We start from the raw sequence: 21,002 nt of genomic DNA on the forward strand, positions 1-21,002 counted from the left end.
CGCGCCCGAGGAGCTGGCCACTCCCGTGAGGCGCGCGCCCAACGAGGAGCCGACGATGCTACCGAAGCTGATTGCTTTGTTCACGGCCACCCTGCTCGCCGGGTGCGCCACCGCCGCCCCGCAAGCCCCCGCCGCGAGCCCGGCGCACGAGAGCGGCGCCGCATCCGCGCCAAAGAAGTCCGAGCCGACGACGCTCGTCGTGGCCTCCGGAGGCGACGCCCCACAGGGCGCCGCGAGCGACGCGCCCCGCGAAAATGCCTCGTGGATCGGCGCCGCCCCCGCGAGTGATTTCATTCTTCGCAGCCAGCGCGAGACCTTGCTCGGCGTGTGGGTCGACGTGCCCACGGGCGCAAAGATCGCCCGCGCGAAGAGCGCGCTCGCGCTCGTCATCGATACATCCGGCTCCATGTCCGGCCCCAAGATGCAGCATGCGCGCGCCGCCGCGCATCGCATGGTCGACAGCCTGCCCGACGGCGACATCGTCTCCATCCAGGCCTTCTCGGACACCGCCGAGGACCGCATTGCGCCCTTTCCCCTCGACCCCGATGCGCGCACAACCATGCACGCCGTGATCGACCACCTCAGCGCGGCGGGCGGGACCAACCTTTTCGATGGCCTGCGCCTCGCCGAGCTGCGCGTCGCGTCCGCACCCGCGTCGCACCCCGTTCGTCGCGTCGTCCTCATCTCCGATGGCGTCGCCACCGTCGGCCCCACCTCGCCCGAATTGCTCGGCGCGATCGCGGAGACCGGCGCCGAGCGCGGTATCCAGGTCACCGCCCTCGGCGTCGGCCTCGACTACGACGAGCGCACCTTGAACACGCTCGCCGTGCGATCGAGCGGTCGCATGCATCACCTCGCCTCGCCCGAGGACATGGCGAACGTGCTCGCCGAGGAGACGCGCCTCTTTGCTGGCACGCGCGCCACCGATGCCGTCGTGGAGATCGTCCCCGCGCCGGGCGTCACGATCCTCTCCGTCGCCGGCGCCCGCGCCATGCCCGTCGCGGGCGGCGGGATGCGCGTGCCCCTCGGCGCCATGTTCGGCGGACAGCACCGCGAAATGGCCGTGCGCGTGCGCGTGGATGATCCGACCGCGAGCGGCGCGCGTCCCCTCGCGAGTGTGCGCCTGCACTTCCGCGATCCGGCGGAGCAGGGTTTGCCGCGCGTGCAGGAGGTCGTGGCCCGGTTCGATCTGACCGACGATCCCGCCGTCGTCGCTCACCACGAGAATGCTCGAGCTCGCACGATCGCCGCCGTGCACGAGGCCTCGGAGATCTCGATCGCCGCCGCGCAGGACGTGAACGCGGGCCGCTTCGAGGATGCCTCGAAGGCCCTCGCCCAGGCCGAACAGCGTCTCAACGCGGTCGCCGCCTCTGTCCGCGACGAGAAAGAGAAACAGCGCGTCCTCGCCGCCGCGCGCAATGTGAGCGCCGCGCGCAAGAGCGCAGGCACCGCCGCCGCCGCGCCCGCCGCCGCCGCGCCCGCCGCCCGCCGCGCCCGCGCCCTCGAGATCAACGCGGCCGCCATGCACGACGCGGGCTACTGAGCCGCCCGTCATTTTGTACGGCCCGGACGAACGTTCTGTTCATCCAGAAATAGTGGATCAATTCGGGGAGCCGCGGGATCATGCGCGATCATGGGTACCCGAATCATCGCTCCCCTCCTCGCCCTTGCCGCGCTCTCGTCCGGATGCGGAGGAGAGCCCCTCTGTCTCGGCAGCGAGGTCCTCTTCCGCGGCGCCTGTGTCGATCCCGTTCGACGTTACGAGCCCGCCGCGCAGCTCGACGCGGACAACGTCGTCGCCTACGGCGAGCCGCTCCAGGATCTCGACCTCCCGCCCCCGCCGAAAAGCGGCTTTCGTATCGTCGCCCCGCCGCGCACGCTCGCGCCCGGCGAGGAGGTCTCGTTTTGCCTGTCGTGGCCCATCCCCGACATCACGAACAAGGTGGTGCACGGCGGCCGCCTTTACACGACGCCGGGCCTGCACCACTCGAACATGGTCGCCAAGCCCCTCGAGGCCGATCTCGGCCCGAACCCGTATCCCGACTGCCATCCCGGCGCCGGGGATCCCTTCTCGAACGTGGGCGCCGGGATCCCCGACGTGCTCTTCGCCAACTCCACGCAGGTGGTCGGCGAGGAGTCCATCCAGTTTCCCGAGGGAATGGGCTATGTGCTCGACACCACGCGCGAGATCTCGACGAGCATCCATTTCCTGAACACGAAAACCGAGCCGCAGCGGATCGAGCTCGCCTACGATTTCTTCACGATGCCCGCGGACGAGCTCACCCAGGAGGTCGCGCCGTTCGTCATGCAGATCTCGGACTTCTCGATCCCGCCGCACACGACCGAGACCGTCGGCACGACGTGCACCGTGTTCGGCGGGCACGTCGTCTCGCTCATGCCCCACACGCACGACCTCGCGCAGGGTTTCACGGTGGATTTCATGACGGCGGACGGCGCCGCGCAGCGCGTCTACGATGACGGCGCCTACGATCTCGCGAGTGACATCCGGAGCTACGATCCGCCGCTCGATCTCGAAGGCGTCACCGCGATCCGCCACGCGTGCCTGTTCGACAACACGCGGGACATCGAGGTCCACTACGGCCTCGGGCTCAACGAAATGTGCATCCTCTTCGGGTACATTTATCCGCCCGTGAAGCAGTTCGCCGGCGTCGTCTCGAAGGACGGCGCGGCCTGCTCGTCGCTGCAGCTCGGCCTCTTTCGTTGACCCCCGCGCGGGGATCGGGCCATGATCCCCGGCGGGAGTGACATGAAACAAGCGACCGCGTGGTTCGTCCTCGCCTTGATCCTGGCGTATGGCTGCGTCGCGCCGCCGACCGGCACCCTCGGGCCCACGCCGTCCGGCAATGGCGGCTCGGGGGACGCAGGCGGGCCGCCGGACGATTACTTCACGGCGAAGGAGCTCTTCGACCTGAACGTCTACCCGATCCTCGCCAGCAAATGCACGCCGTGCCACACGCAAGGCGCGAACAGCGCGCCCATCTGGCTCGGCGCCGAGGAGAGCTCGTCGTACGCGAAGATCGAGGGGTACCCAAAGCCGCTCATCGCCCACCCCGACAACAGCCTGCTCCGCCTGAAAGGCGAGCATACCGGCCCGGCCCTCGCGGTCGAGGACGATACCCTCCTCACGGAATGGCTGCTGAAAGAGGTCGACGAGCGCGGGCTCTTCGGTGATCCCACGTTCGAGCCGGATCCGGGCGCGGGCGGCGCGGGCGGCGAAGGCGGGGCGGGAGGCGCGGGCGGCGGCGGGGGCGGTGGGCCGGTGAGCGACACGACGCTGCTCGAAGCGCTCGAGGAGTTCGGCGCGTGCATGCAGTGGAAGGATTGGGAGTCGACCGGAATGGTGAACCTGCCCGATCAGCCGACGGCGGCCGGCGCCTGCAAAGCGTGCCATTTCGCGGGGATGGGCGGCAATTGGCTTTCCGGCGACTCCGCCGCGACGTTCGAGAAAAACCGGCTCTTTCCGTACATTCTGAAAATCGCCGTCGGCACGGTCGACGAGACCGGCGCGTTCATGGATCTCGTGCCCGCGCGGCGCCACATCGACAAGGGCAAGGAGAGTCAGATGTGCGACCAGGAGCCCTGCCATCCGATGTTCTTGCTGTCGCCGGAGATGGAGACCGCGGTCGAAAACTTCTTTTTGCTGTCGTACGCGCGGTGGAAGCAGGGGCTTTGCGAGCCCTAGGCCGGAGGGCGTTCGTCCTCGCGTTCGCCCTCGGTGCACTCGTCGTCGCAGGCTGCAAGCGCGAGCCCGCGGAGGGCGGGGAGGTGACGGTCGCCGCGGCGACGAGCCTGCGGAAGGTGTTCCCCAAGCTGAGCGAGGGGTATGCCGCGACGCATCCAGGCGTCCGCGTGAGCGCGACGTACGGGGCCTCGGGCGAGCTCGCGCGGCAGATCGAGGGCGGCGCCGGGGTCGATCTGGTGATCGTCGCGGCCCGCGATCCGATCGACCGGCTCGCGGCCGGCGGGCACGTGGACGCCAAACGGGCGCGTGTGGTGGCGACGAACGAGCTCGTGCTCGTCGGGCCGAAGGGCGGGCCGAAGCTCACGTTCCAGACGCTCGGGACGGCGTTACCGTCGGGCGAGAAGATCGCGATCGGGGAGCCGGGCGCGGTGCCGGCAGGTCGTTACGCGCGCGAGGCGCTGGAGAAGCTCGGGGTGTGGAAGGCGCTCGAGGGGCGCGTGGTGCTCGGCGGGAACGTCGCGGCCGTGCTCGCCTACGTCGAGCGGGGCGAGGTCGCGGCGGCGATCGTTTATCGTACGGAGGTCCCCGGCGCGGCGGGGATCGAGGTGCTCGATGGCGGAAAGGGAGAATGGGCGCCGAGGCCCGAAGTCTGGGCTGCCGTCACCACGAAGGCCCGCGCGCGGGTACGGGCAGATGCCGAGGCGCTGCTCGATTTCATCGCGGGGCCCGAGGGGCAGCGGATCCTCGCCTCGTACGGGTTTGGCCCGATTCCCTAGGCCGATGCGTCCCCGGGCCGCCTTCCCGGATGCGCCGGACAAACACGCGATACCACAGAGGTGTCGGGACGCCGACGCCCCGGCCCGCGACGGAACACCGCGCGAGGTCTGCCTTGTCCCTATCCGCGAGGCTCGACCCCGTATAAGCTCGCCGTCGGTGCACGAGGCGATGGACAAGGTTCGGCGCGCGCGCAGAGGGCTCGCGATCTACTTCGGGGTTCTCCTCCTCGCGAGCGCGCCGTTCCAGGTGGACATTGCGCTGCACGGCCTCGCGCCGAGCAGGTTCCTCCCATTCGTATGGGTCCCCTGCCTCGCGTCCGTGGTCGCGCGGTTCGTCCTGCGCGAGGGGTTTGGCGACGTATCGTTCCGCTTCGACCGACGCGTGGCGTGGTCCATGGTGCCGGCGCTGATCTATCCGGTGGTGATCGCCTTGCCTGCGTATGGGCTCGCGTGGGGCACGGGCATCGCCGCGTTCGAGCCCGCGGCGGTGCACCCGCTCGGGTTCCCCATCCCCGGGGGCACACCCGGCGAGCGGTTCGTCGCGGGGTGCATCATCGCGCTCACGATCGGCCCGGCCGCGATGGCGGTGCTTGCGATCGGCGAGGAGATCGGCTGGCGTGGCTACCTCCTGCCGCGCCTCATCGACGCGGGCGTGCCGTATCCGGCGCTCGTGACCGGCGTCGTGTGGGGGTTGTGGCACGCGCCGCTCATCCTGAGCGGGCACTACAACCCGAGCCCGTCGCCGCTCCTTGCGCTTCTGCTCTTCGTCGTGTCCATGTGCGGGCAAAGCTATTTCGCGGCGAGGCTCCGGCTCGACACGGGGAGCGTCTGGCCACCCGTGGTGATGCACGCGGCGTGGAACGCAATCGTGGTCTCGTTCTTCGGCGCCTCGACCACGGGCGAACACGCGCCGCTCTGGGCGAGCGAAGGGGGCGTGCTGGTCGCGGCCTCGACCGTGCTCATCACGTTCCTCCTCTTGCGCTTTCGGCGCGGGCAGGAGAGCGCGCCGAGCAGCCGTTCGTCCGCGCTCGGGACCGTTCGTCTCTGAACGATCAGCCCGTGTCGAGCGACGTCGCGTCGATGCCCCAGAGGATCGCGTCGATGAGCCGCTGGTTCGTGGTGCGCAGGCGCTTGGCGACCTCCTTGAGGAGGGCGAGCAGGAACTTCGAATAGACGCGCGGGTTCGCCTCGAGCTCGCGGTAGAGCGTGTCGCGATCGATCGTGTAGAAGAGGCACTGCGTCTCGGTCTGCACGTTCGCCGAGGCCGACTGGTCGTCGATGACGTCGAGCTCGCCGAAGAAGTCGCCCGCGTGCAAGCGGCAGATGACGGTCTCGACGTCGCCCTTCAGGCGGCGCGACACGACGACGCTGCCCTCGGCGATGATGTAGAGCACGTCGCCGGCGTCGCCCTCCCAGAGCACGACCTCCTGCGAGGGGAAGGGCAAGAGCTGGACGTGCGCGGCAAACTCCTCGATCTCGTCGGGGGACCAGGCGGAGAACAAGGTGACGCGCCGGAGCATGCGGGCGCAGTCCTTGATTTGGTCCTTGCGGAGCGGTCGCGGGGTGAACTTCATCAGGTCTGGCCTCGGATTAGCGCGTCAGGCGGTGCGCGGCGATCACCACGATCGTGGTGGCGACGGCGGTGAGACTGACGACCGAAGCCAATCCATACAGGAAGTACGTGCGTTCGTCGCTCGTCATGGGCCGCGTTCTACGGGCGCGTACGATATCGCGAAGCTTGTCGCGCAGGACACGGCGGCTGTGCTCGCGCAGGGCGGGCATGCGGAGCCAATCGCTCAGGATGTGGTAGCCGTCGGACTCGATGAAGAGGCAAGGGTAGAGGCTGCCGAGCGAGAACGCGACGATCGTGATCCCGACGAACCAGAAGAACGACGAGGGGATGCCGGCAGGCAGGATCCACGCGAGGATCGCGCTCGCGCTGCCGAGGAGCAGGCCCGAGAGGGGGCCCGCGAAGCTCACCGCCATACGCGCCTTGCGGGTCGACATCCACATGTCCGTCACGTCCGCATACACGCTCGGCATGAGCCGGTTCATGAAGGTGAAGCCAAACGCCTTCACTTCGCGGCCGAAGTGCTTGCACGCGAGCGCGTGCGCGAGCTCGTGCACCACGACGGCCATGACGTGGAAGAGCAGGAAGACGGGCACGAGCAGCGCGTGCCCCGCGTGCAGGACCTCGGCGCCCGCTCCGCGGCCCGACTGCTTTACGAACGCCACGCCGCCGAGCACGAGCAGGAGCGCGTAACACGCGAACGCGGGGCGCGTGAAGAAGACACGCATCCGCTGGTAAAGGACCGCGAGCTTTTGATCGACGTTCGGCAAACGCAGGTCGAGCCCGCGGAGCTTCGTGAGAAAATGCGAGCGCATCGACACGGGCTCGTCCGCGAGCGAGCGCCGGACGAGATCGGTCTGCGGAATGACGATCAGCTTGTTCTCGCGGGCGCGAGAGAGGAACCGTTGGATGACGCGGAAGTCGAACGATCCGAACTTGAGGAAGTACGCCGTCGCGACGTCGCGCAGCGTGTGGAGACCGTCCATCTTCTGCCAGAGGAAATACTCTTCTTCGTTCAGGAAGAGGTATTTGTCGGCCTCGAGCTGCCGGATGACGTAAAAAAGCTTGCGATCCTTCCTCGACTGCGCCTGGATTTCGTAGCTCTCCTCCGGGATGCGGCGAGGCCTCACCGTAAGCGCGACCTGGTTCGCGACGTACCGCCGCGTGACGAAGCCGCCGCTCGAACCGCCGGATCCAGTGGCGGATCCAGAGCCGCCGGGTCGGGACCGAATGAGGAGCTCGAGCTCGGGCTTCGCTTTGTCGCTCATGAGCTCCGGCACAACGGCCCGTAAGCCCCAGACTACCATGGAGGCCCTGCTGGGCAAAGATCCGCGCCCGCCACTCCTTGACAGCAGGGTCGATCCCGCTGTATCCGATTGTACATTCGATCTCCAGCGTCCAGCATTGATTCGGGCCGCGGAGCAAACGTGAGGTGTTGTCATGTCGAAGAAGAGCGTTGAAGAGCTCATCGGTCGCGCGCTGACGGATGTGGAGTTCCGGAAGAAGTTGCTCGCGGCACCCGAAGCCACGCTGACCGCCGAGGGATACGAAGCCGTTCCCGAAGTGATCGAAGCCATCAAGAACGCCAATCCCGATGAGGTGAATGCGATGGCGCAGGGCCTCGAAAGCCAGATGGCCAACCGCAAGGCCGCGAGCTGAGCGGTTCCCAAAACGGTCGCGCGGGGACGCGCGACGTCGCGCAGCCCCGCATGCGAGGCGGTCCATCGGACCCCACGCGCCCCAACGTTCTTCTTCGGATCCTTGCTTCGTGGATGCGCTGAACCCTGTCTGGAAGGGTTTGCCTCGCGCCGAGGCCGAGCGGGCCAGGGCCTCCCTGCAGACGCTCGGCCACGAAGAAGCCGCGCTTCGCGCAGCGGCGACGCTGCTCGGCCGCATCGCCGACGAACATAGGCCCGAAGCACACGCCCCCCTCGTTCGTACCTTCCTGCTCCTCGCCGCAGCCATCCACGCCGCGGCAGGTTTTTCCGCGCCGCACGATCCCATGCCGGCCGAGGACGCGGTGGCGCCGTTTTCCCCCTCCGCATGGCTTCTGCTCGCATCACGCGAGGGGGCCCGCCGCTCGATCGATGCCTCGATGGGTGAGGTCATCGATTCCGTGATCGTCGCCGTGGGGGATGCCCTCGCGGAGGCCGGCGACGCGGCCGTGATCCTGCCGTCCTCGCCGCTCGCAGACTACGGTTTGTCCCACCTCCTGCCCGCCCTGGTCGGTCGTCCGGACGAGCCCGGCCTCTGTCGCGCAGCAGGCGCCCTCGGGAGGCTCGTTCGCCTCGCGCTCGAAGCCCGCTCGCTCACCTTCGCCGGCGCGAGCGCGCCCCGGCCGCAGCTCCTCGGCTCGATCGCGCAGGGCAGAGGGGAGCTCGGTCCCGCATTCGATCAGGCGATCGCCGAGGCGGCCAAACCCGCGCCAGACCGGACGCCGCTGCTTCGGCTCGTCGGAGACCCGAGGCTCGCGGCGCCGCTCGAAGCGACGTGCGCCGCCTGGGCAAACGAGGTGCACGAGGGGCTCGACGGAGAGGACACGCGGGCCCTCGTGGAGTTGACGACCGCGCAGATCACGCGTGCGTCGCGGGCCGCCCGCCTGTTCGGGTTCACGCCCCGAGGACCCACCCCCGCCGAGGCGCTCGACCGGGCCATCACGCTCGCCCGGGACGCCCTCGCCGCCGACCCCGAGCTGCGCGAGTCGTGGGAGATCCAGCGCTGGGGAGGGCCGTTCGACGCGACGTACGTGGCGCGGCTGTTCCCGGTGGGGCTTTGCCTGCTCGCGCTCTCGGGGGCGGGCGAGGACATCACGCCGCGTGTCGAGGCGCTCGTCGCGCAGCGCGGGGTCGACGGGTTCCGCTACTTCGAAGGTTTCGCGGGCATCCCGCCGGACGCAGACGATCTAGGGCTCGCGCTTCAGCTCATCGCACGCTCGGTGGACGGGGCCGCGCGGACACAGGCGCTCGCCTGGCCGATCGAGGTGCTCGTGCGCAACACGGCCGAGGATGGGGCGATGGCGGTGTGGCTCGAGCGGCACCTGCACGAGCCCATGTCCGAGGGAGCGCCGAAGTGGCTCGGATCGCGGTGCGTCGCGGTGGCGGCGAACGCGATGATCGGGCTCGCGGAGGCCCATGCGCCCCTGCCCGAGGGGTACTTCGATCGCACGCTCGCCTGGATCGCGCGGGTCTGGGAGGCGGAGGGGGCGAAGGCCGTGCATTTCTACCCCGCTCCGTTCGCGCGGTACTTGCTCGCGCGGCTCGCGAACGTCGCCGAGGAAACGCCGGGCGAGCCGGCGCCGCGCGCCCATCTGCGCGCGCTCGTGACCGACATCGAGCGGCAGATCGTGGCCTCGCGGCGGGCCGACGGCGGCTTCGGGGGCGTGATGGCGACCGCGTGCCAGCTCGGCGTGCTCGCGTGTGGGCGAGAAGAGCCCTTTGATCCCTGGCCCGCCGTGACGTTTCTCGCGTCCCGTCAGGACTACGATGGGCTGTTTCCGCGTGAGCCGTTTTACCGCACGCCGGGCAAGGACTTCGCGTTCGCGGCGCACGGGGCACGCTCGATCACGGCCGCGCTTTGCCTCGATGCCCTCGTCCGGACGAGGGCGCGGCTCGCGCGTGGCTGATCAGCGGGATCGCGCCCCGAGCGCGCGCTTCATCGACATCGCGAGGATCTCCCGGTCGAGCGCGCCGAGCCACGCGAGGCGATCCGCGGTGTACACGTCGAACCCGTGGAGGCCGAGCTTTCGGGCGTCCTCGGCGGCGCGCGCCTGTTCCGCGATGGCTCGCTCGATCGTACGGTGCAGGAGCATCCCCTCGTAAAGCGTCACGCGGAGCCGCTCGGCGAGGGCCTCGTGGGCCTCGGCCCTCGCGTGTTCGTCCGCGAGCGTGGCAAGGTGATCCAGGTCGGCGCGTGAAAGGTGCGCCTGGGCGAGCAGGTGGGTGCGGTGACCTGCGCGGAGATCACGGGGCCAGCCGAGCACGTCGTTCGCGAGGCCGTACGTGACGCCGAGGCGATCCACGAGGGTCGTGATCGAGGCCTCGAGGTGAAGCGCGTCCGCGAGTGCAGCGATGGCGAGCAGGGGCACGCGCGCGAAGGCGACCTTCCCGGCGTGCTCTTCGAAGAGCGCCTCGGCGTAGGGCCCTTCGCCACGAACGACACGCAGCTCGGCGAGCGTGAGGCGGGAGAAGGCGGCGATGGCTCGATCAAAGGCCTGGAAGAAGGCCGGGGCGCGCGGGCCGAGGGCTTCCGTGTAGGCGAGGGCCATGCCGGCGAAACAGGCGTTGCCGAGGAGCAGGAGCTCGGGATCGGCGCGTGCAGGATCGTCGAGCAGATCGTCCTGGATGCGCACGTAGAAGTAGCCCTGCATGGTGGCCGCGAGGATGGGCACGATCGAGGCCTGCGCGCGCGCGGGGAGCGCGCCCTCGGAGGCGAGGCGATCGGCGAGCCAGAGCGGCATGTAGAGCAGCGGCGGCGCGAGCGGGCCGGAGAAGTAGCTGCGATGGGAGGGGGTTCCTTCCGCGATGGCGTGCAGGAATCGCGTGGCGAGCGTGTCGAGCGGGGACGGGAGCCCGGCGAGGCGTTTTTCGCAGAGATCCCAGGCCGCGTCGATCTCCGCCTGCTTCGCGAGGTAACTCGGGAAGGCGGTGTCGAGGAGGTTCACGGGTAGGTGGTCGAGGGCGGGAGGAGCGAGATACGCGTCGGCTCGGGCACGACGTCGGAGGGCATGATGGCGAAGACCTCGACGGGCTCGGGTTTGCCGCGGATGCGCAGCGGCCCGAGCTGCCGCGTGCGGAAGATTTTTTCGACGGCGTGGTGCACGGTGGCGGACACGAGGATCTGCGTGCGTGTTTCTTTGTTGAGCGCTTCGAGGCGCGCGGCGAGGTTCACCGTGTCGCCGATGACGGTGTACTCGTGGCGCTGCGAGGAGCCGATGTTGCCGGCGACGACGGGGCCTGCATTGATGCCGACGCCGATGTCGAGGCGGAGCATGCCTTTGGCTTCGAGCTCGCGGTTCATGACCTGCAGGGCGTCGAGCATTTCCAGCGCGGTCCGGACGGCGCTCTCTTCCGGGTGGTCGATCGGGTAGGGGACCCCGAAGAGGGCCATCAAGCCGTCGCCGAGGAACTTGTCGAGGGTGCCGCCGTTCTTGAAGACGATGTCGACCATCGTCGAGAAGTAGCGGTTCAGGAGCTCCACGATCTCCTCGGGCTGCATCATCGTGGAGAGCTGCGTGAAATTGCGGATGTCGGCGAAGAGCACCGTGGCCGTCATCCGCTGTCCCCCGATGGCGAGGCTCTCGGGGTTGTTCAGCACGAGGTCGACGACGTCCTTCGAGAAGTACTTGGCGAGCCGGTCTTTGTCCTGCTCGACCCGCTCGCGCGCGAGCGAGTCGGTGGCCGCCTGCAGGATGAGCTTGCGCGAGTTCCAGGCGATGACGGCCGCGAAGACGCCGTTCGTCGCGCTGAACACGAGGGCCATGACACACTCGTCGATGTTCAGGCCCGGGCCGAGGTAGACGGCCTTGTCCACCCAGGGGACATCGAGCCGCATGCGCACGTAGACGAGCATCGCGGCGGCGTAGAGCACGCCGAGGAACGACGAGTAGAGGCCCGCGAAGACGCTGTAGCGCAGCCCCGCCATCACGTTGAAGGCGGCGAGGACGAGCCACGCCGTGGGGGCTCGGTAGACCTCGTAGACCCCCGAATGGTTCTGCAGGCCGCCGATCATCCCGAGGCAAACCGCCGAGATGTCGACCGTAATGCTGAGGTACGTGAGCCACTTGAAGTAGCGATCTCGCCGCCGTAGCAGCAGCCACACGATCACCGAGTAGGCGAACCAGGCGCCCAATACGAGCCGGAAGGTGCGCAGCGCCTCGGGAGCCTGCGCCTCCGACGACACGAACATCATGCCCAAGGAGAATGCGGAGAAGACGCTCCTCACGTAGTTGACGAGCCGCTCGCCACGCATCTCCTGATTCTGGAGGATGATCCGGATGTCGTCGGGGAGCCGATCACGCGAGAATATTCGCTTCTTCAGGTTGTCGACCACGGCTCTCTCGGACCGGTTACGGGGGGGCTCGATGGGACAAGGAAGTGCTGCCCGCGTCAAGGGGCGAGTGCACGCGCCGGGGCTCTTCGGGACAACCCCCGAGCTCGCGAGACCGCTCCTGTGCGCGGCGATGTGCTCGCGCCGCACGGCAGCGTGCAGTTTGTCGGGCCCTCGTCGACGCGGACGGACGCACGGTTGGGCGAGCGCCGCGGCGGATTTTCCGGGCCGTTGGGAAGGCGGACGGAGGCGAGTGTCCGGCAGGTACGTGAGGGCCGTCCCGGGTCGAGCGAGTGGGGAGCGAGCGAGCGGGGGACATCGGTGTGGGCGGAAGGCAGGGTGGGGCGCAGTCCGTGCCTACACGTGGCTCGCGCGGCGCGCGTGGGGCGCGCGCGGGATCTCCATACGGCGAAGGTCGCGGTTTTTCGGGGGATGCTCGAAATGGCCGCGCGGCGTGGGAGGCATTTGCCATGGAACTCTGCTGCACCGTCGTCTCCGATATCGCCGGGCTCGAGGCAATGCAGGGTGACTGGGAGGCGCTGCTCGATCGCAGTGATTGCAACGAGCCCACGCTTTCCCCTTTGTGGATTCTCGCCTGGTGGCGCGTGTTCGGCGGGACGGACGGGAGAAGCCTCCGTGCGCTACGGATCACGCAAGGGGAGCGGCTCGTGGGCCTCTTGCCGCTCGTCGCGCGGCGCGTGTGGCATCGAGGGTTTCCGTTCCGGCGGCTCGAATCGCTCCCGTCGGGGGAGGACGAGGCGGACGAAATCGTCTCCGAATACATCGGGCTCGTGGCCGAGCGGGGCGCGGAGGAGGCCGTCGCGGAGGCGGCCGCGCGGGCGCTCGCGGGGGGCCTTTTGGGGGGCTGGGACGAGGTCGTGCTCCCGGCGATGGATGGCAGCAAGCGCGCGCCCTTCGCGCTCGCGGACGCCCTCGGGCGCAGGGATCTGATGGTGACCCTGACGGAGCGCGGCCGGAGTCCGTACGTGACGTTGCCAGGGTCGTTCGAGGCGTATCTCGCGGCGTTGCCTTCGTCGCGGCGGTACCTCGTGCGGCGATCGATGCGGGATCTGGAGAGCTTCGGGCGGGGCGAGCTCGTCCTCTCGGTCGCGCGTACGCCGGAAGAGCTCTCCGAGGCCCGCGCGACGCTCGTCTCCTTGCACGAGGCGCGCTGGCAAAAAGACGAGCGGAGCGGGGTGTTTTCCTCGGCGAAATTCACGGCGTTTCACGACGCCGTCATGCCCGCGCTGCTCGAACGGGGCGCGCTCGAGCTTTCGGTGCTGCGGGCCGGCGGTGAGCCGGTGGCGGCTCTGTACAACCTGGTCTGGAACGACAAGGTGTATTTTTATCAGAGCGGCCGGCGCGCCGATTTGCCGCCGAAGCTCCGCCCGGGGATCGCCGCGCACGCGCTCGCCATTCGAATGGCGATCGACGCGGGCCGGCGTGAATACGATTTTCTCGGCGGGGACGTGCGTTACAAGCTGGATCTGGCGCTCGATTCGCGGCCGATCGTGGAGATCCGGGCGGCGCGGCGGACGCTGCGGGAGGCCTTGCGCGATCATGCCGAGCGCGCCGCGCGCGAGATCGCACGGCTGCGCGGGCATCCGGAGACGAAGCGGCGTCCGGTGGAAGCGTTCGCCGAAGAAGAACCTTGATTCGACAGGGGAGGGAATGATGCCCGAAGAATCGCTTGTCCCGGCCGTCCTTTGCGGGGATCTCAACATGGTCCGGTGTTTTTCCGGGAATGCGCCGGCCGAGGCGGGCCTGTCCCAACGGCAGATCCCGTTCGTCGTGGCCTCGACGCGCGCCGGGGATCCGACGTTCGGATCGCGGCACGTGGAGCAGACGGCCGTGATCTCGGATCCCGCGACGAACCCGGACCAGACGACCGAGGATCTCCGGATCGTGGCCGAGCGGACGGGCGGGCGGCCCGTGCTGTTTTACGGGACGGACTCCATGCTGCTCTGCGTCTCGCGGCACCGGGAGATGCTCGCGCAGCATTACCGATTTTTGATGCCGCCGGCCGAGCGTATCGAGGACCTCGTCGACAAGGCGCGCTTCGCCAAGCTCGCGCGGCGGCTCGGCCTGCCCGTGCCCGCGACGGTGACGTCCGAGGAGGCGAAGACGCGTGAAAAAGTGCTTTCGCGCGTTTCCCTGCCATGCGCCCTGAAGCCCGTGAACCACACGTCGTTCCGCAAGTCCGCGGCCGTTCGGGAGGAAGGCGGTTTGCCCCGCAAAGCGCTTTTCGCGCGGACGCCGGAGGAGCTCGACAAACGGCTCGAACAGATGCAGCGGTCGGGGACGGCGTTCGTCGTGCAGCGGTACGTGCGCGGCGGCGACGATCACATCACGAGTTTCCACGCGTGGATGAATGCGCGCGGCGAGCCGGTCGCGCATCACGTGGGCAAGAAGATCCGGACGTACCCTGCGGGCTCGGGGGAGAGCACGTTCATCGAGATCGTCGAAGATGACGAGGTGACGCGGGTCGGGCTCGAGGTCGTGCGGGCGCTCGGGCTCGTGGGCGTGGTGAAGCTCGATTTCAAGCGAGACGCGGAGACGGGCGAGCTCTTTTTGCTGGAGGCGAATCCGCGGTTCAACCTGTGGAACCGGCTCGGCGCGGCGTCGGGCGTGAACCTGCCGCTCTTCGCGTATGCCGAGCTCGCGGGGCTGCCCCTGCCGAGCGCGGGGCCGGTTCGTCCGGGATTGCGCTGGGCCTCGGTCGAGGAGGATCTGCGGGCGTTTTTGCTCGATTACGGGCCCTCGGGAGCCATCTCGCTCCGCGACTTCGTGGCCTCGTACCGCGGGCGGAAGGTGTTCGACGTGTTCGCCTGGGACGACCCGTGGCCGCTCGTGCTGACGCTGGCGAAGCGCGTGGGGCAGCGGGCCCTGCGCGGGGTGGGGAAGGCAGGTCGGCCGTGAGATACGCGGTCCTTTCGGACGTGCACGCGAATCTCGAGGCGCTCTCCGCGGTGCTCGCGGCGATCGACGTGGAGCGGGTCGATACGATCCTGTGCCTCGGCGACGTCGTGGGATACGGGGCGAACCCGAACGAATGCGCGCGGATGCTCGCTTCGGCCGGGGCGAAGTGCGTCGTGGGCAATCACGATCGCGCCGCGCTCGGGCTCAGGGACACGGCGCATTTCGGCCACAAGGCGCAGCAGGCGATGCGATGGACGCAGCGGATGCTCGGCGGGCCGGCGCACGATTGGCTCGCGTCGCTGCCGCTCCTCCGGAAGGCGTCGCCCGAGCTCTTGCTGTTTCACGCGGCGCTGCATCCGGTGCCGAACGACGATCTGCATCTGTCGAGTTTGTCGCGGCTGGAGAAGAGCCTGCGCGCGCTTCGGGACGGCGGGTACGGCACGCGGATCGGGCTCTTCGGGCACACGCACCACGCGGGGGCGTGGCGCGCGCGGGACGGCGCGTTCGGGCCGGCGCCGGGCGAGATGGTGAAGCTCGACGACGGGGCGCATTACCTGATCAACCCGGGGAGCGTGGGACAATCGCGGGACTCGGATCCACGCGCGGCGTTCGCGATCCTCGACATGGATCAGGGCGTCGTGTGGTTCCGGCGCGTCGCGTACGATACGACGCTGGCGATGGCGAAAGTGGCGGCGCTGGAAGCGAAAGAGCGGTGCGGGATCGCGGCGTGGTTATCCGCTCGATTGCCGCTGGGCCTCTTCGCCGGGCAACGGAGGTAACGTCGCGGGATCGAGGCCGGGCGGGACGATCAGGATCTCGAAGGTCGGCGGATAGACGTCGGTCTTCTCCTCGACGCGCGCCCGGCCGTCGTCCGATTTCACGACGCGGGTCTTCTTGATCTGGTAGCCACGAATGCCCTTTTGCTTCAGGACGACGTGCCCCTCGGTCAGATACGCGCTCTCCTCGATCTTGCGTTTGTAGGGGGAGACGCCGATCGTCGCGCTCGACCACTCGACCTCGGCGGGCGTGCCGCTGCCGCGGATCTCGATCGTGAGAATGCCTTTGTCCGCGACGGCATGCACGACGACGGGGAACGTGTAGGGGTTCTTGAGCTTGAGGTCGACGTGCGGGTAGACGACCGTGGCGTCGAGGCCCATCGGAATGTAGCCGCTCGGCCGGGAATGGTTGATCCGCTCGGTGATCTCGAACCCGCCGAGATACGCCGCGGCGTGCAGCGTGCTCGCGACCTGGCAGGTGCCGCCGCCGATGCCCTCGCGCATCTCGCCCTTGAAGATCTCGGGCGCCGTGGTGAAGCCATTCTCCTTCGTGCGGGCGCCGACCTCCGTGTTGAAGCTCTTGATCTCGCCCGGGAGGAGCACGATGCCGTCGATGCCGGCCGCGGCGCGCGCGACGTTTTGCGCGCGGTTCGCCTGTCCGCCGAGGTACCCGAAGCGGGTCTCGTATTTCGTGACGACGTGGGAGACGTCGATCGACGCGACGACCTCGCTCGACGCGTCGGGCAGGATCTCGAAGGTCGGGACGGGCACGCGCGTCTCGCCGTTCTGCGCGGCCCGCTCGATCGCCGAGGCGGCCGCATACAGGTCGAGGTATTTTCCGGCGACGTGCGGCGTGGGTTTTCCCGTGGCGAAATCGAGGCGCGCGCCACGCGGCGGCGTGTCGGCCTCGTCCTTGCGGCGCTCCAGCGCGGCGGCGAGGGGCTCGATCGGGAGCGTGACGAAGACGGGGACCGAGACGTCGCCGCGCCGCGCGGTGAGCGCGTCGGCGAGGCGCGTGAAGAGGTCTCCTTCGCGGCCCACGGACGAAAGCCGCGCCGCGAGCCGCTCCTCGTCGACGGTCGCGCCAAGCTCGGCGAGCGAGGTTTCGAGGGCGACGTCTTCGCCGAGGACGAGCGTCACGCGCCGATCGAGCAGCGCGCGTGCTTGCTTCTCGGCCACCTCGCGCGGCGACCCCGGACCGGCCTCGGCGCCGCCGATGCGCACGCCCTTCGCGACCGCGTTTTCAGCGGGCAGGAGAGATCGACAAGCGGCCGAGGCCGCGAGCGCCGCGGCGCCGGTGACGAGCACGGCGAGGGCGCCGCGGAGGAGGAAGTTCACGCGGGGGCGTCGCGTGGTGGACGAGGGGAGCGCGCTTGCGTGTGACATCGACCCGAGAACGCCTCGGGCCCGAGCTTATCGTCCGAGCGGGCTCGATTTCCAGATCCGCGTGGAAAATCAGAGTCCGATGGCGCCGCGGTAGATCCAGCCGGTCTTGCCGTTGGTCTCGATCTTGAACCAATCGTTCCGGCGGCCGACGATCTTGACCTTCGTCCCGCGCACGAGCCGCACCACGACCTCGCCGTCCTTGGGATCCTTGCGCACGAGCGCCGTATCCCAGCTCACGGTGCCTGTGCCATTGGCCTCGGCCTCGCTCGTGGTGCTGCCGGCGGCGTCTTCGCCCTCGCCGGTGGCGGGGGCCTCGGCCTCCTCGGGCGCCTTTCCGGGCGGGTAGAACGTGAGGCCGTATTGCACCGTGTAATGGCGGTACTTGTTGGGGACGTCCTCGAGCGGGAGGTTCGCGAAGGCGCGCGAGGCGCACTGCACGATGCCGGTGACGGTCGAGGTCGGGATCGTCGTCTTGTCTTTCTTGTTCTTGACGACGTGGACCTCTTTTTTCTCGAAATCGATCTCCAGGCCGAGCGTGAGCTTGCCCGCGAGGCCGACCGCCGAGGGGCACTCGGCGAGGCCCTGGAGCTTGGGGACCGCGACGGGGTCGAGCTGGAGGGCCCCGCAATCGGTGACCTTCTTGTTCTTCTTGTCCCAGCAACGGCTGATCTTGCCCGGGCCGACGACCACGGTCTGCTTGTTCGGCGGGGGCGCCGCGGCGGGCTCGGCCGTGGGGGCGGCCGTGGGCGGAGGCGCGGCGGGCGCGGCCTGGGCGGACGCGGTCGGGGGCGCGGTGACCTCGGCCTGGGCCTTGAGATCCCCCGGCACGTTGGGGCCGACCTTCACGCCCGCGAGCTTGGGCCAGGCGATGCCCAGCACGAAGCCCACCGCGGCGACGATCCCGACCCGGGACCAGGCGGGCCTTTCGTCGGCCGGCGAGGGCCTCTCGATCGTGACGGGGCGCGTTGACTTCGCCATGCGCCGTGCCGTAGCACAAGTTCCCGGGCTCTCAGCAAGTTTTGCGCGAGACACGGGGCGCGAAACGCCCTCAGTCAGGCTTCACTTCCGCGCCGTCGTTCGCCGGCGGGGCGCCGGTTTCGTAGCGCCGATTCCGGTGCCGGATGTCCTTGCCGGTGACCAGGAAAACCACCGTCTCGGCGATGTTCATCGCATGATCGCCGATACGTTCGAGGTACTTCGCGATCGATTGGATGCGCGTGGCCCGGTAAATCGTGGTCGGGTCCGAGGTCATGAGCTCGAGCAAGCGCTTCCAGATCTCGCTGTAGTGCTCGTCGATCGCCTCGTCCCGCGTGAGCAGCTCCGTCGCGCGGTCGACGTCACGCTCGACGAGCGCGTCGAGCGCCTCGTGCACGACGAGCGTCGCCTCGTCGGCGAGGGCCACGAGATCAAACGTGGCGTCGAGCGGCGGCTCTTCGTTGAGCTCGGCCACGCGGTCGCAGATGTTCACGCCGAGGTCGCCGATGCGTTCGAGGTCGGTGACGATCTTCAGCGCCTTCGTGACGAACCGCAGGTCCGAGGCGACGGGCTGACGCATGGCGAGGATGCGCATGCAGAGGTCGTCGATCTCGCACTCCAGCCGGTTGATGCGCCGGTCCATCTTCATGGTCGAGCGCGCGAGGGCCGTGTCCCGCGTGGCGAGGGCCTGCATCGCCTTGCCGATCATCTCCTCGACGAGGCTGCCCATGAGGAGCAGCCGATCGCGCAGCGTGCGCAGCTCGTTCTCGTAGACGCGGCTCGTGTGCTGACCCTGGGGCATCGACCTCGAAAAATCCTTTCAGCTCAACCGAACTTCCCTGTCACGTAGTCCTCGGTTCGTTTTTCCCGCGGGTTCGTGAAGATCCGATCCGTACGATCGAACTCTACCAGATCTCCCTCGTGGATGAAGGCCGTGTAGTCGCTGACCCGCGCGGCCTGCTGCATGTTGTGCGTCACGATGACCACGGCCACGTGCTCGCGCAATTCGTGAAGGAGGTCTTCGATGCGGCTCGTGGCCACGGGGTCGAGCGCGCTCGTCGGCTCATCCATGAGCAGGACCTCGGGGCCAAGCGCGAGCGCGCGCGCGATGCAGAGGCGCTGCTGCTGGCCACGCGAGAGGCTCGTGCCGGGGCGAGCAAGGTCGTCGGCGACCTCGTCCCAGAGCGCGGCCTGGCGCAGCGAGCGCTCGACGAGCTCGTCGGGCCTTTCGGCGCGGAGGCCGTTCAAGCGGAGGCCAGCGAGGATGTTGTCCCGCACGGACATGTGCGGGAACGGGTTCGGCTTCTTGAAGATCATGCCGACGCGGCGGCGGACCTCCGTGGGGCTCGTGCCGGGGGCGTAGATGTCGACGCCGTCGAGCAGCACGCGGCCCTCGACGCGGCTGCCCGGCGTGATCTCGTGCATGCGGTTCAAGCACCGGAGGAGCGGTGATTTGCCGCAGCCGGAGGGGCCCATCAGCGCCGTGACACGCTTGTCCGCGATGCGCAGCGTGATCCCGCGGATGACCTCCTCGCGGTCGGTCCACGCGCGAAGATCCTCGGCTTTCATCTTCACCGGGGGCTCGCTGTCGTGCGGGTGGTCGGAGGTCATAGGGGCTTCCGTGGGGTTCGTCGCGGGCGCTAGGCCGCGCCAAGGAGCTTCCAGGGTAACGCCGAGAGGGAAGCCGCGCCGATCCACGCGAGCGGGGCCGTCTCGATGGCGGCGCGGGCGAGGGAACCGAGGGCGCCGCGGAAGATCCCGGGCATCGCCGCCGGCAACACGACCTCGCGCAGCGTGCGCAGCCGATCGGCGCCGAGCGCGAGGCAGGCTTCCCGGAGCGATGCGGGCACGTCGCGGAGCGCCTCGCGGAAGGCCGTGGTCATCCGCGGCAACAGGAGCAGCGCGAGCATCACCGCGCCCGCGAGCGTGCTCTCGCCTTGGCCGAGCACATGCACGAAGATCACGAGCCCGAGCAGGCCGTAGACGATCGGCGGGGCCGCGGCGAGCGTTCGGGTGATCCGCTCGACGCGCGACATGAGCCGGCCGCGAGGCGCGTACTCTTCGAGCCACGACGCGGCGCCGACCGCGGTGGGCACGGCGATCACGAGGGCCAGGGCGACGAGCAAAAGGGCGCCCTCGATCGTGGCGGAGAGCGATACGCGGGCAGGCTGGCTCGACGCTGCGAGGACCCACGCGTCCCACCCACCTTGCGACGCGTGGCCCGTGACGATCATCAGGATCATGACCTCGCCGAGCGCACGCGCGACGGCGAGCAGCAGCGCGGCGCCGATCCCGCCGAGCGCTGCCTTGAGGACGATGCGGTTCACCGCGATCTTTCCTGCGCCGAGCGCATACGCGCCCTCGCGCAGGTTGTGCGGGACGGCGGAGATGGCGCGCTCGCTCCGCGACGCGAAGTACGGAAGCATCATCACGCCGAGGGCCACGCCCGAGAGGAGCACGTGGTGCTCGGCGAACGCAGGCCCGAGCAGGGCGATCGCGAGGTAGCCGAGGACGACCGTGGGCAGGCTGGCGAGCACGTCGAGCCCCGGCGCGAGGACGCGGCGCGCGCGTGGTCCGGCGAACTCGCTCAGGTAGATCGCGGCGACGAGGCCGATCGGGAGCGCGACGAGGACGGCGACGAACGTGGCGAGGACGGTGCCCGCGAGGAGCGACGCGAGGGCGCCTGCACCACCCGCGGACGTGCCGAGGGTCCGGACGAACGCGAGGGCTTCCGCGGCGAGCAGGCCGGCGATCACGAGCGTGGCGAGGACGCTCGAGAGCGCGCAGAGGAAGAGGAGCTTCGGGACGACGGCGTCCGCGAGCGAACGCGTGACGCGGGTGCCCACAGGGCC

19 protein-coding genes are annotated in these 21,002 nt (G+C 69.2%); 10 read left to right on the forward strand and 9 right to left on the reverse strand.

Features of this window, described 5'->3' with window-relative positions; translation table 11 throughout:
• The first annotated feature begins 55 nt into the window (after window positions 1–55).
• The 5 genes from KEG38_RS46175 (at window position 56) to KEG38_RS55865 (ending at window position 5,527) form a co-directional block, all read left to right on the forward strand.
• Entirely contained in the window at window positions 56–1,543 is a 1,488-nt protein-coding gene (locus tag KEG38_RS46175; RefSeq protein WP_272427183.1) for a vWA domain-containing protein, read from the forward strand.
• A gap of 90 nt (window positions 1,544–1,633) precedes the next feature.
• Entirely contained in the window at window positions 1,634–2,725 is a 1,092-nt protein-coding gene (locus KEG38_RS46180; RefSeq protein WP_272427184.1) for a hypothetical protein, read from the forward strand.
• 42 nt (window positions 2,726–2,767) lie between these two features.
• A complete protein-coding gene (locus tag KEG38_RS46185; protein ID WP_272427185.1) occupies window positions 2,768–3,703 on the forward strand; it encodes a hypothetical protein in 936 nt (311 codons plus the stop codon).
• Window positions 3,691–4,479, forward strand: a complete 789-nt coding sequence (gene modA, locus KEG38_RS46190) for a molybdate ABC transporter substrate-binding protein (protein WP_272427186.1) — start codon at window positions 3,691–3,693, stop codon at window positions 4,477–4,479. The genes KEG38_RS46185 and modA overlap by 13 nt, the downstream gene beginning before the upstream one ends.
• 157 nt (window positions 4,480–4,636) lie before the next feature.
• Window positions 4,637–5,527 (forward strand): type II CAAX endopeptidase family protein, encoded by an 891-nt coding sequence (locus KEG38_RS55865; RefSeq protein ID WP_272427187.1) that lies wholly within the window; start codon window positions 4,637–4,639, stop codon window positions 5,525–5,527.
• 4 nt (window positions 5,528–5,531) lie between these two features.
• On the opposite strand, the gene KEG38_RS46200 is transcribed toward KEG38_RS55865, so the two are convergent.
• Both KEG38_RS46200 and KEG38_RS46205 read right to left on the reverse strand, forming a co-directional pair.
• Window positions 5,532–6,053 carry a cyclic nucleotide-binding domain-containing protein gene (locus tag KEG38_RS46200; RefSeq protein ID WP_272427188.1) on the reverse strand — a complete coding sequence of 174 codons (522 nt, stop codon included), beginning with the start codon at window positions 6,051–6,053 and terminating at the stop codon, window positions 5,532–5,534.
• Between the two features lie 16 nt (window positions 6,054–6,069).
• Window positions 6,070–7,317, reverse strand: a complete 1,248-nt coding sequence (locus KEG38_RS46205) for a metalloprotease (protein WP_272427189.1) — start codon at window positions 7,315–7,317, stop codon at window positions 6,070–6,072.
• A 172-nt stretch (window positions 7,318–7,489) separates the two neighbouring features.
• Between KEG38_RS46205 and KEG38_RS46210 the strand changes: the two genes are divergently transcribed.
• A complete protein-coding gene (locus tag KEG38_RS46210) occupies window positions 7,490–7,708 on the forward strand; it encodes a Franean1_4349 family RiPP (protein ID WP_272427190.1) in 219 nt (72 codons plus the stop codon).
• Window positions 7,709–7,817: 109 nt separating this feature from the next.
• Window positions 7,818–9,671 (forward strand): prenyltransferase/squalene oxidase repeat-containing protein, encoded by a 1,854-nt coding sequence (locus KEG38_RS46215; RefSeq protein ID WP_272427192.1) that lies wholly within the window; start codon window positions 7,818–7,820, stop codon window positions 9,669–9,671.
• Here KEG38_RS46215 and KEG38_RS46220 read toward each other — a convergent pair whose 3' ends face one another.
• Window positions 9,672–10,709 carry a hypothetical protein gene (locus KEG38_RS46220; protein ID WP_272427193.1) on the reverse strand — a complete coding sequence of 346 codons (1,038 nt, stop codon included), beginning with the start codon at window positions 10,707–10,709 and terminating at the stop codon, window positions 9,672–9,674.
• Window positions 10,706–12,097 carry an adenylate/guanylate cyclase domain-containing protein gene (locus KEG38_RS55870; RefSeq protein ID WP_272427195.1) on the reverse strand — a complete coding sequence of 464 codons (1,392 nt, stop codon included), beginning with the start codon at window positions 12,095–12,097 and terminating at the stop codon, window positions 10,706–10,708. The genes KEG38_RS46220 and KEG38_RS55870 overlap by 4 nt, the downstream gene beginning before the upstream one ends.
• Before the next feature lie 467 nt (window positions 12,098–12,564).
• Here KEG38_RS55870 and KEG38_RS46230 point away from each other — a divergent pair, with 467 nt between their 5' ends.
• Genes KEG38_RS46230 through KEG38_RS46240 form a run of 3 tightly spaced genes read left to right on the forward strand, consistent with a single transcriptional unit; the run spans window position 12,565 to window position 15,792 of the window.
• Window positions 12,565–13,749, forward strand: coding sequence for a GNAT family N-acetyltransferase (locus KEG38_RS46230; protein ID WP_272427197.1), 1,185 nt, complete (start codon window positions 12,565–12,567; stop codon window positions 13,747–13,749).
• Between the two features lie 19 nt (window positions 13,750–13,768).
• Window positions 13,769–15,013 carry a carboxylate--amine ligase gene (locus tag KEG38_RS46235; RefSeq protein WP_272427199.1) on the forward strand — a complete coding sequence of 415 codons (1,245 nt, stop codon included), beginning with the start codon at window positions 13,769–13,771 and terminating at the stop codon, window positions 15,011–15,013.
• Complete coding sequence (locus KEG38_RS46240; RefSeq protein ID WP_272427200.1) at window positions 15,010–15,792, forward strand: metallophosphoesterase family protein; 783 nt, start codon at window positions 15,010–15,012, stop codon at window positions 15,790–15,792. The genes KEG38_RS46235 and KEG38_RS46240 overlap by 4 nt, the downstream gene beginning before the upstream one ends.
• Here the strand turns inward: KEG38_RS46240 and KEG38_RS46245 are convergent.
• From KEG38_RS46245 to KEG38_RS46265, 5 genes are all read right to left on the reverse strand, one after another.
• Window positions 15,745–17,127, reverse strand: coding sequence for a VanW family protein (locus KEG38_RS46245; protein ID WP_272427201.1), 1,383 nt, complete (start codon window positions 17,125–17,127; stop codon window positions 15,745–15,747). The two genes, KEG38_RS46240 and KEG38_RS46245, sit on opposite strands and share 48 nt — an antisense overlap.
• Before the next feature lie 117 nt (window positions 17,128–17,244).
• Window positions 17,245–18,153 carry an SH3 domain-containing protein gene (locus tag KEG38_RS46250; RefSeq protein WP_272427203.1) on the reverse strand — a complete coding sequence of 303 codons (909 nt, stop codon included), beginning with the start codon at window positions 18,151–18,153 and terminating at the stop codon, window positions 17,245–17,247.
• A 70-nt stretch (window positions 18,154–18,223) separates the two neighbouring features.
• Window positions 18,224–18,952 (reverse strand): phosphate signaling complex protein PhoU, encoded by a 729-nt coding sequence (gene phoU / locus KEG38_RS46255; RefSeq protein WP_272427204.1) that lies wholly within the window; start codon window positions 18,950–18,952, stop codon window positions 18,224–18,226.
• A gap of 23 nt (window positions 18,953–18,975) precedes the next feature.
• Window positions 18,976–19,761, reverse strand: a complete 786-nt coding sequence (locus tag KEG38_RS46260) for a phosphate ABC transporter ATP-binding protein (protein WP_308216899.1) — start codon at window positions 19,759–19,761, stop codon at window positions 18,976–18,978.
• 29 nt (window positions 19,762–19,790) lie between these two features.
• Window positions 19,791–20,996, reverse strand: coding sequence for an ABC transporter permease subunit (locus tag KEG38_RS46265; RefSeq protein WP_272427205.1), 1,206 nt, complete (start codon window positions 20,994–20,996; stop codon window positions 19,791–19,793).
• Between the last annotated feature and the right edge of the window lie 6 nt (window positions 20,997–21,002).

The organism is Polyangium jinanense, from assembly GCF_028435265.1.
GTDB classification, from domain to species: Bacteria; Myxococcota_A; Polyangia; order Polyangiales; family Polyangiaceae; genus Polyangium; species Polyangium jinanense.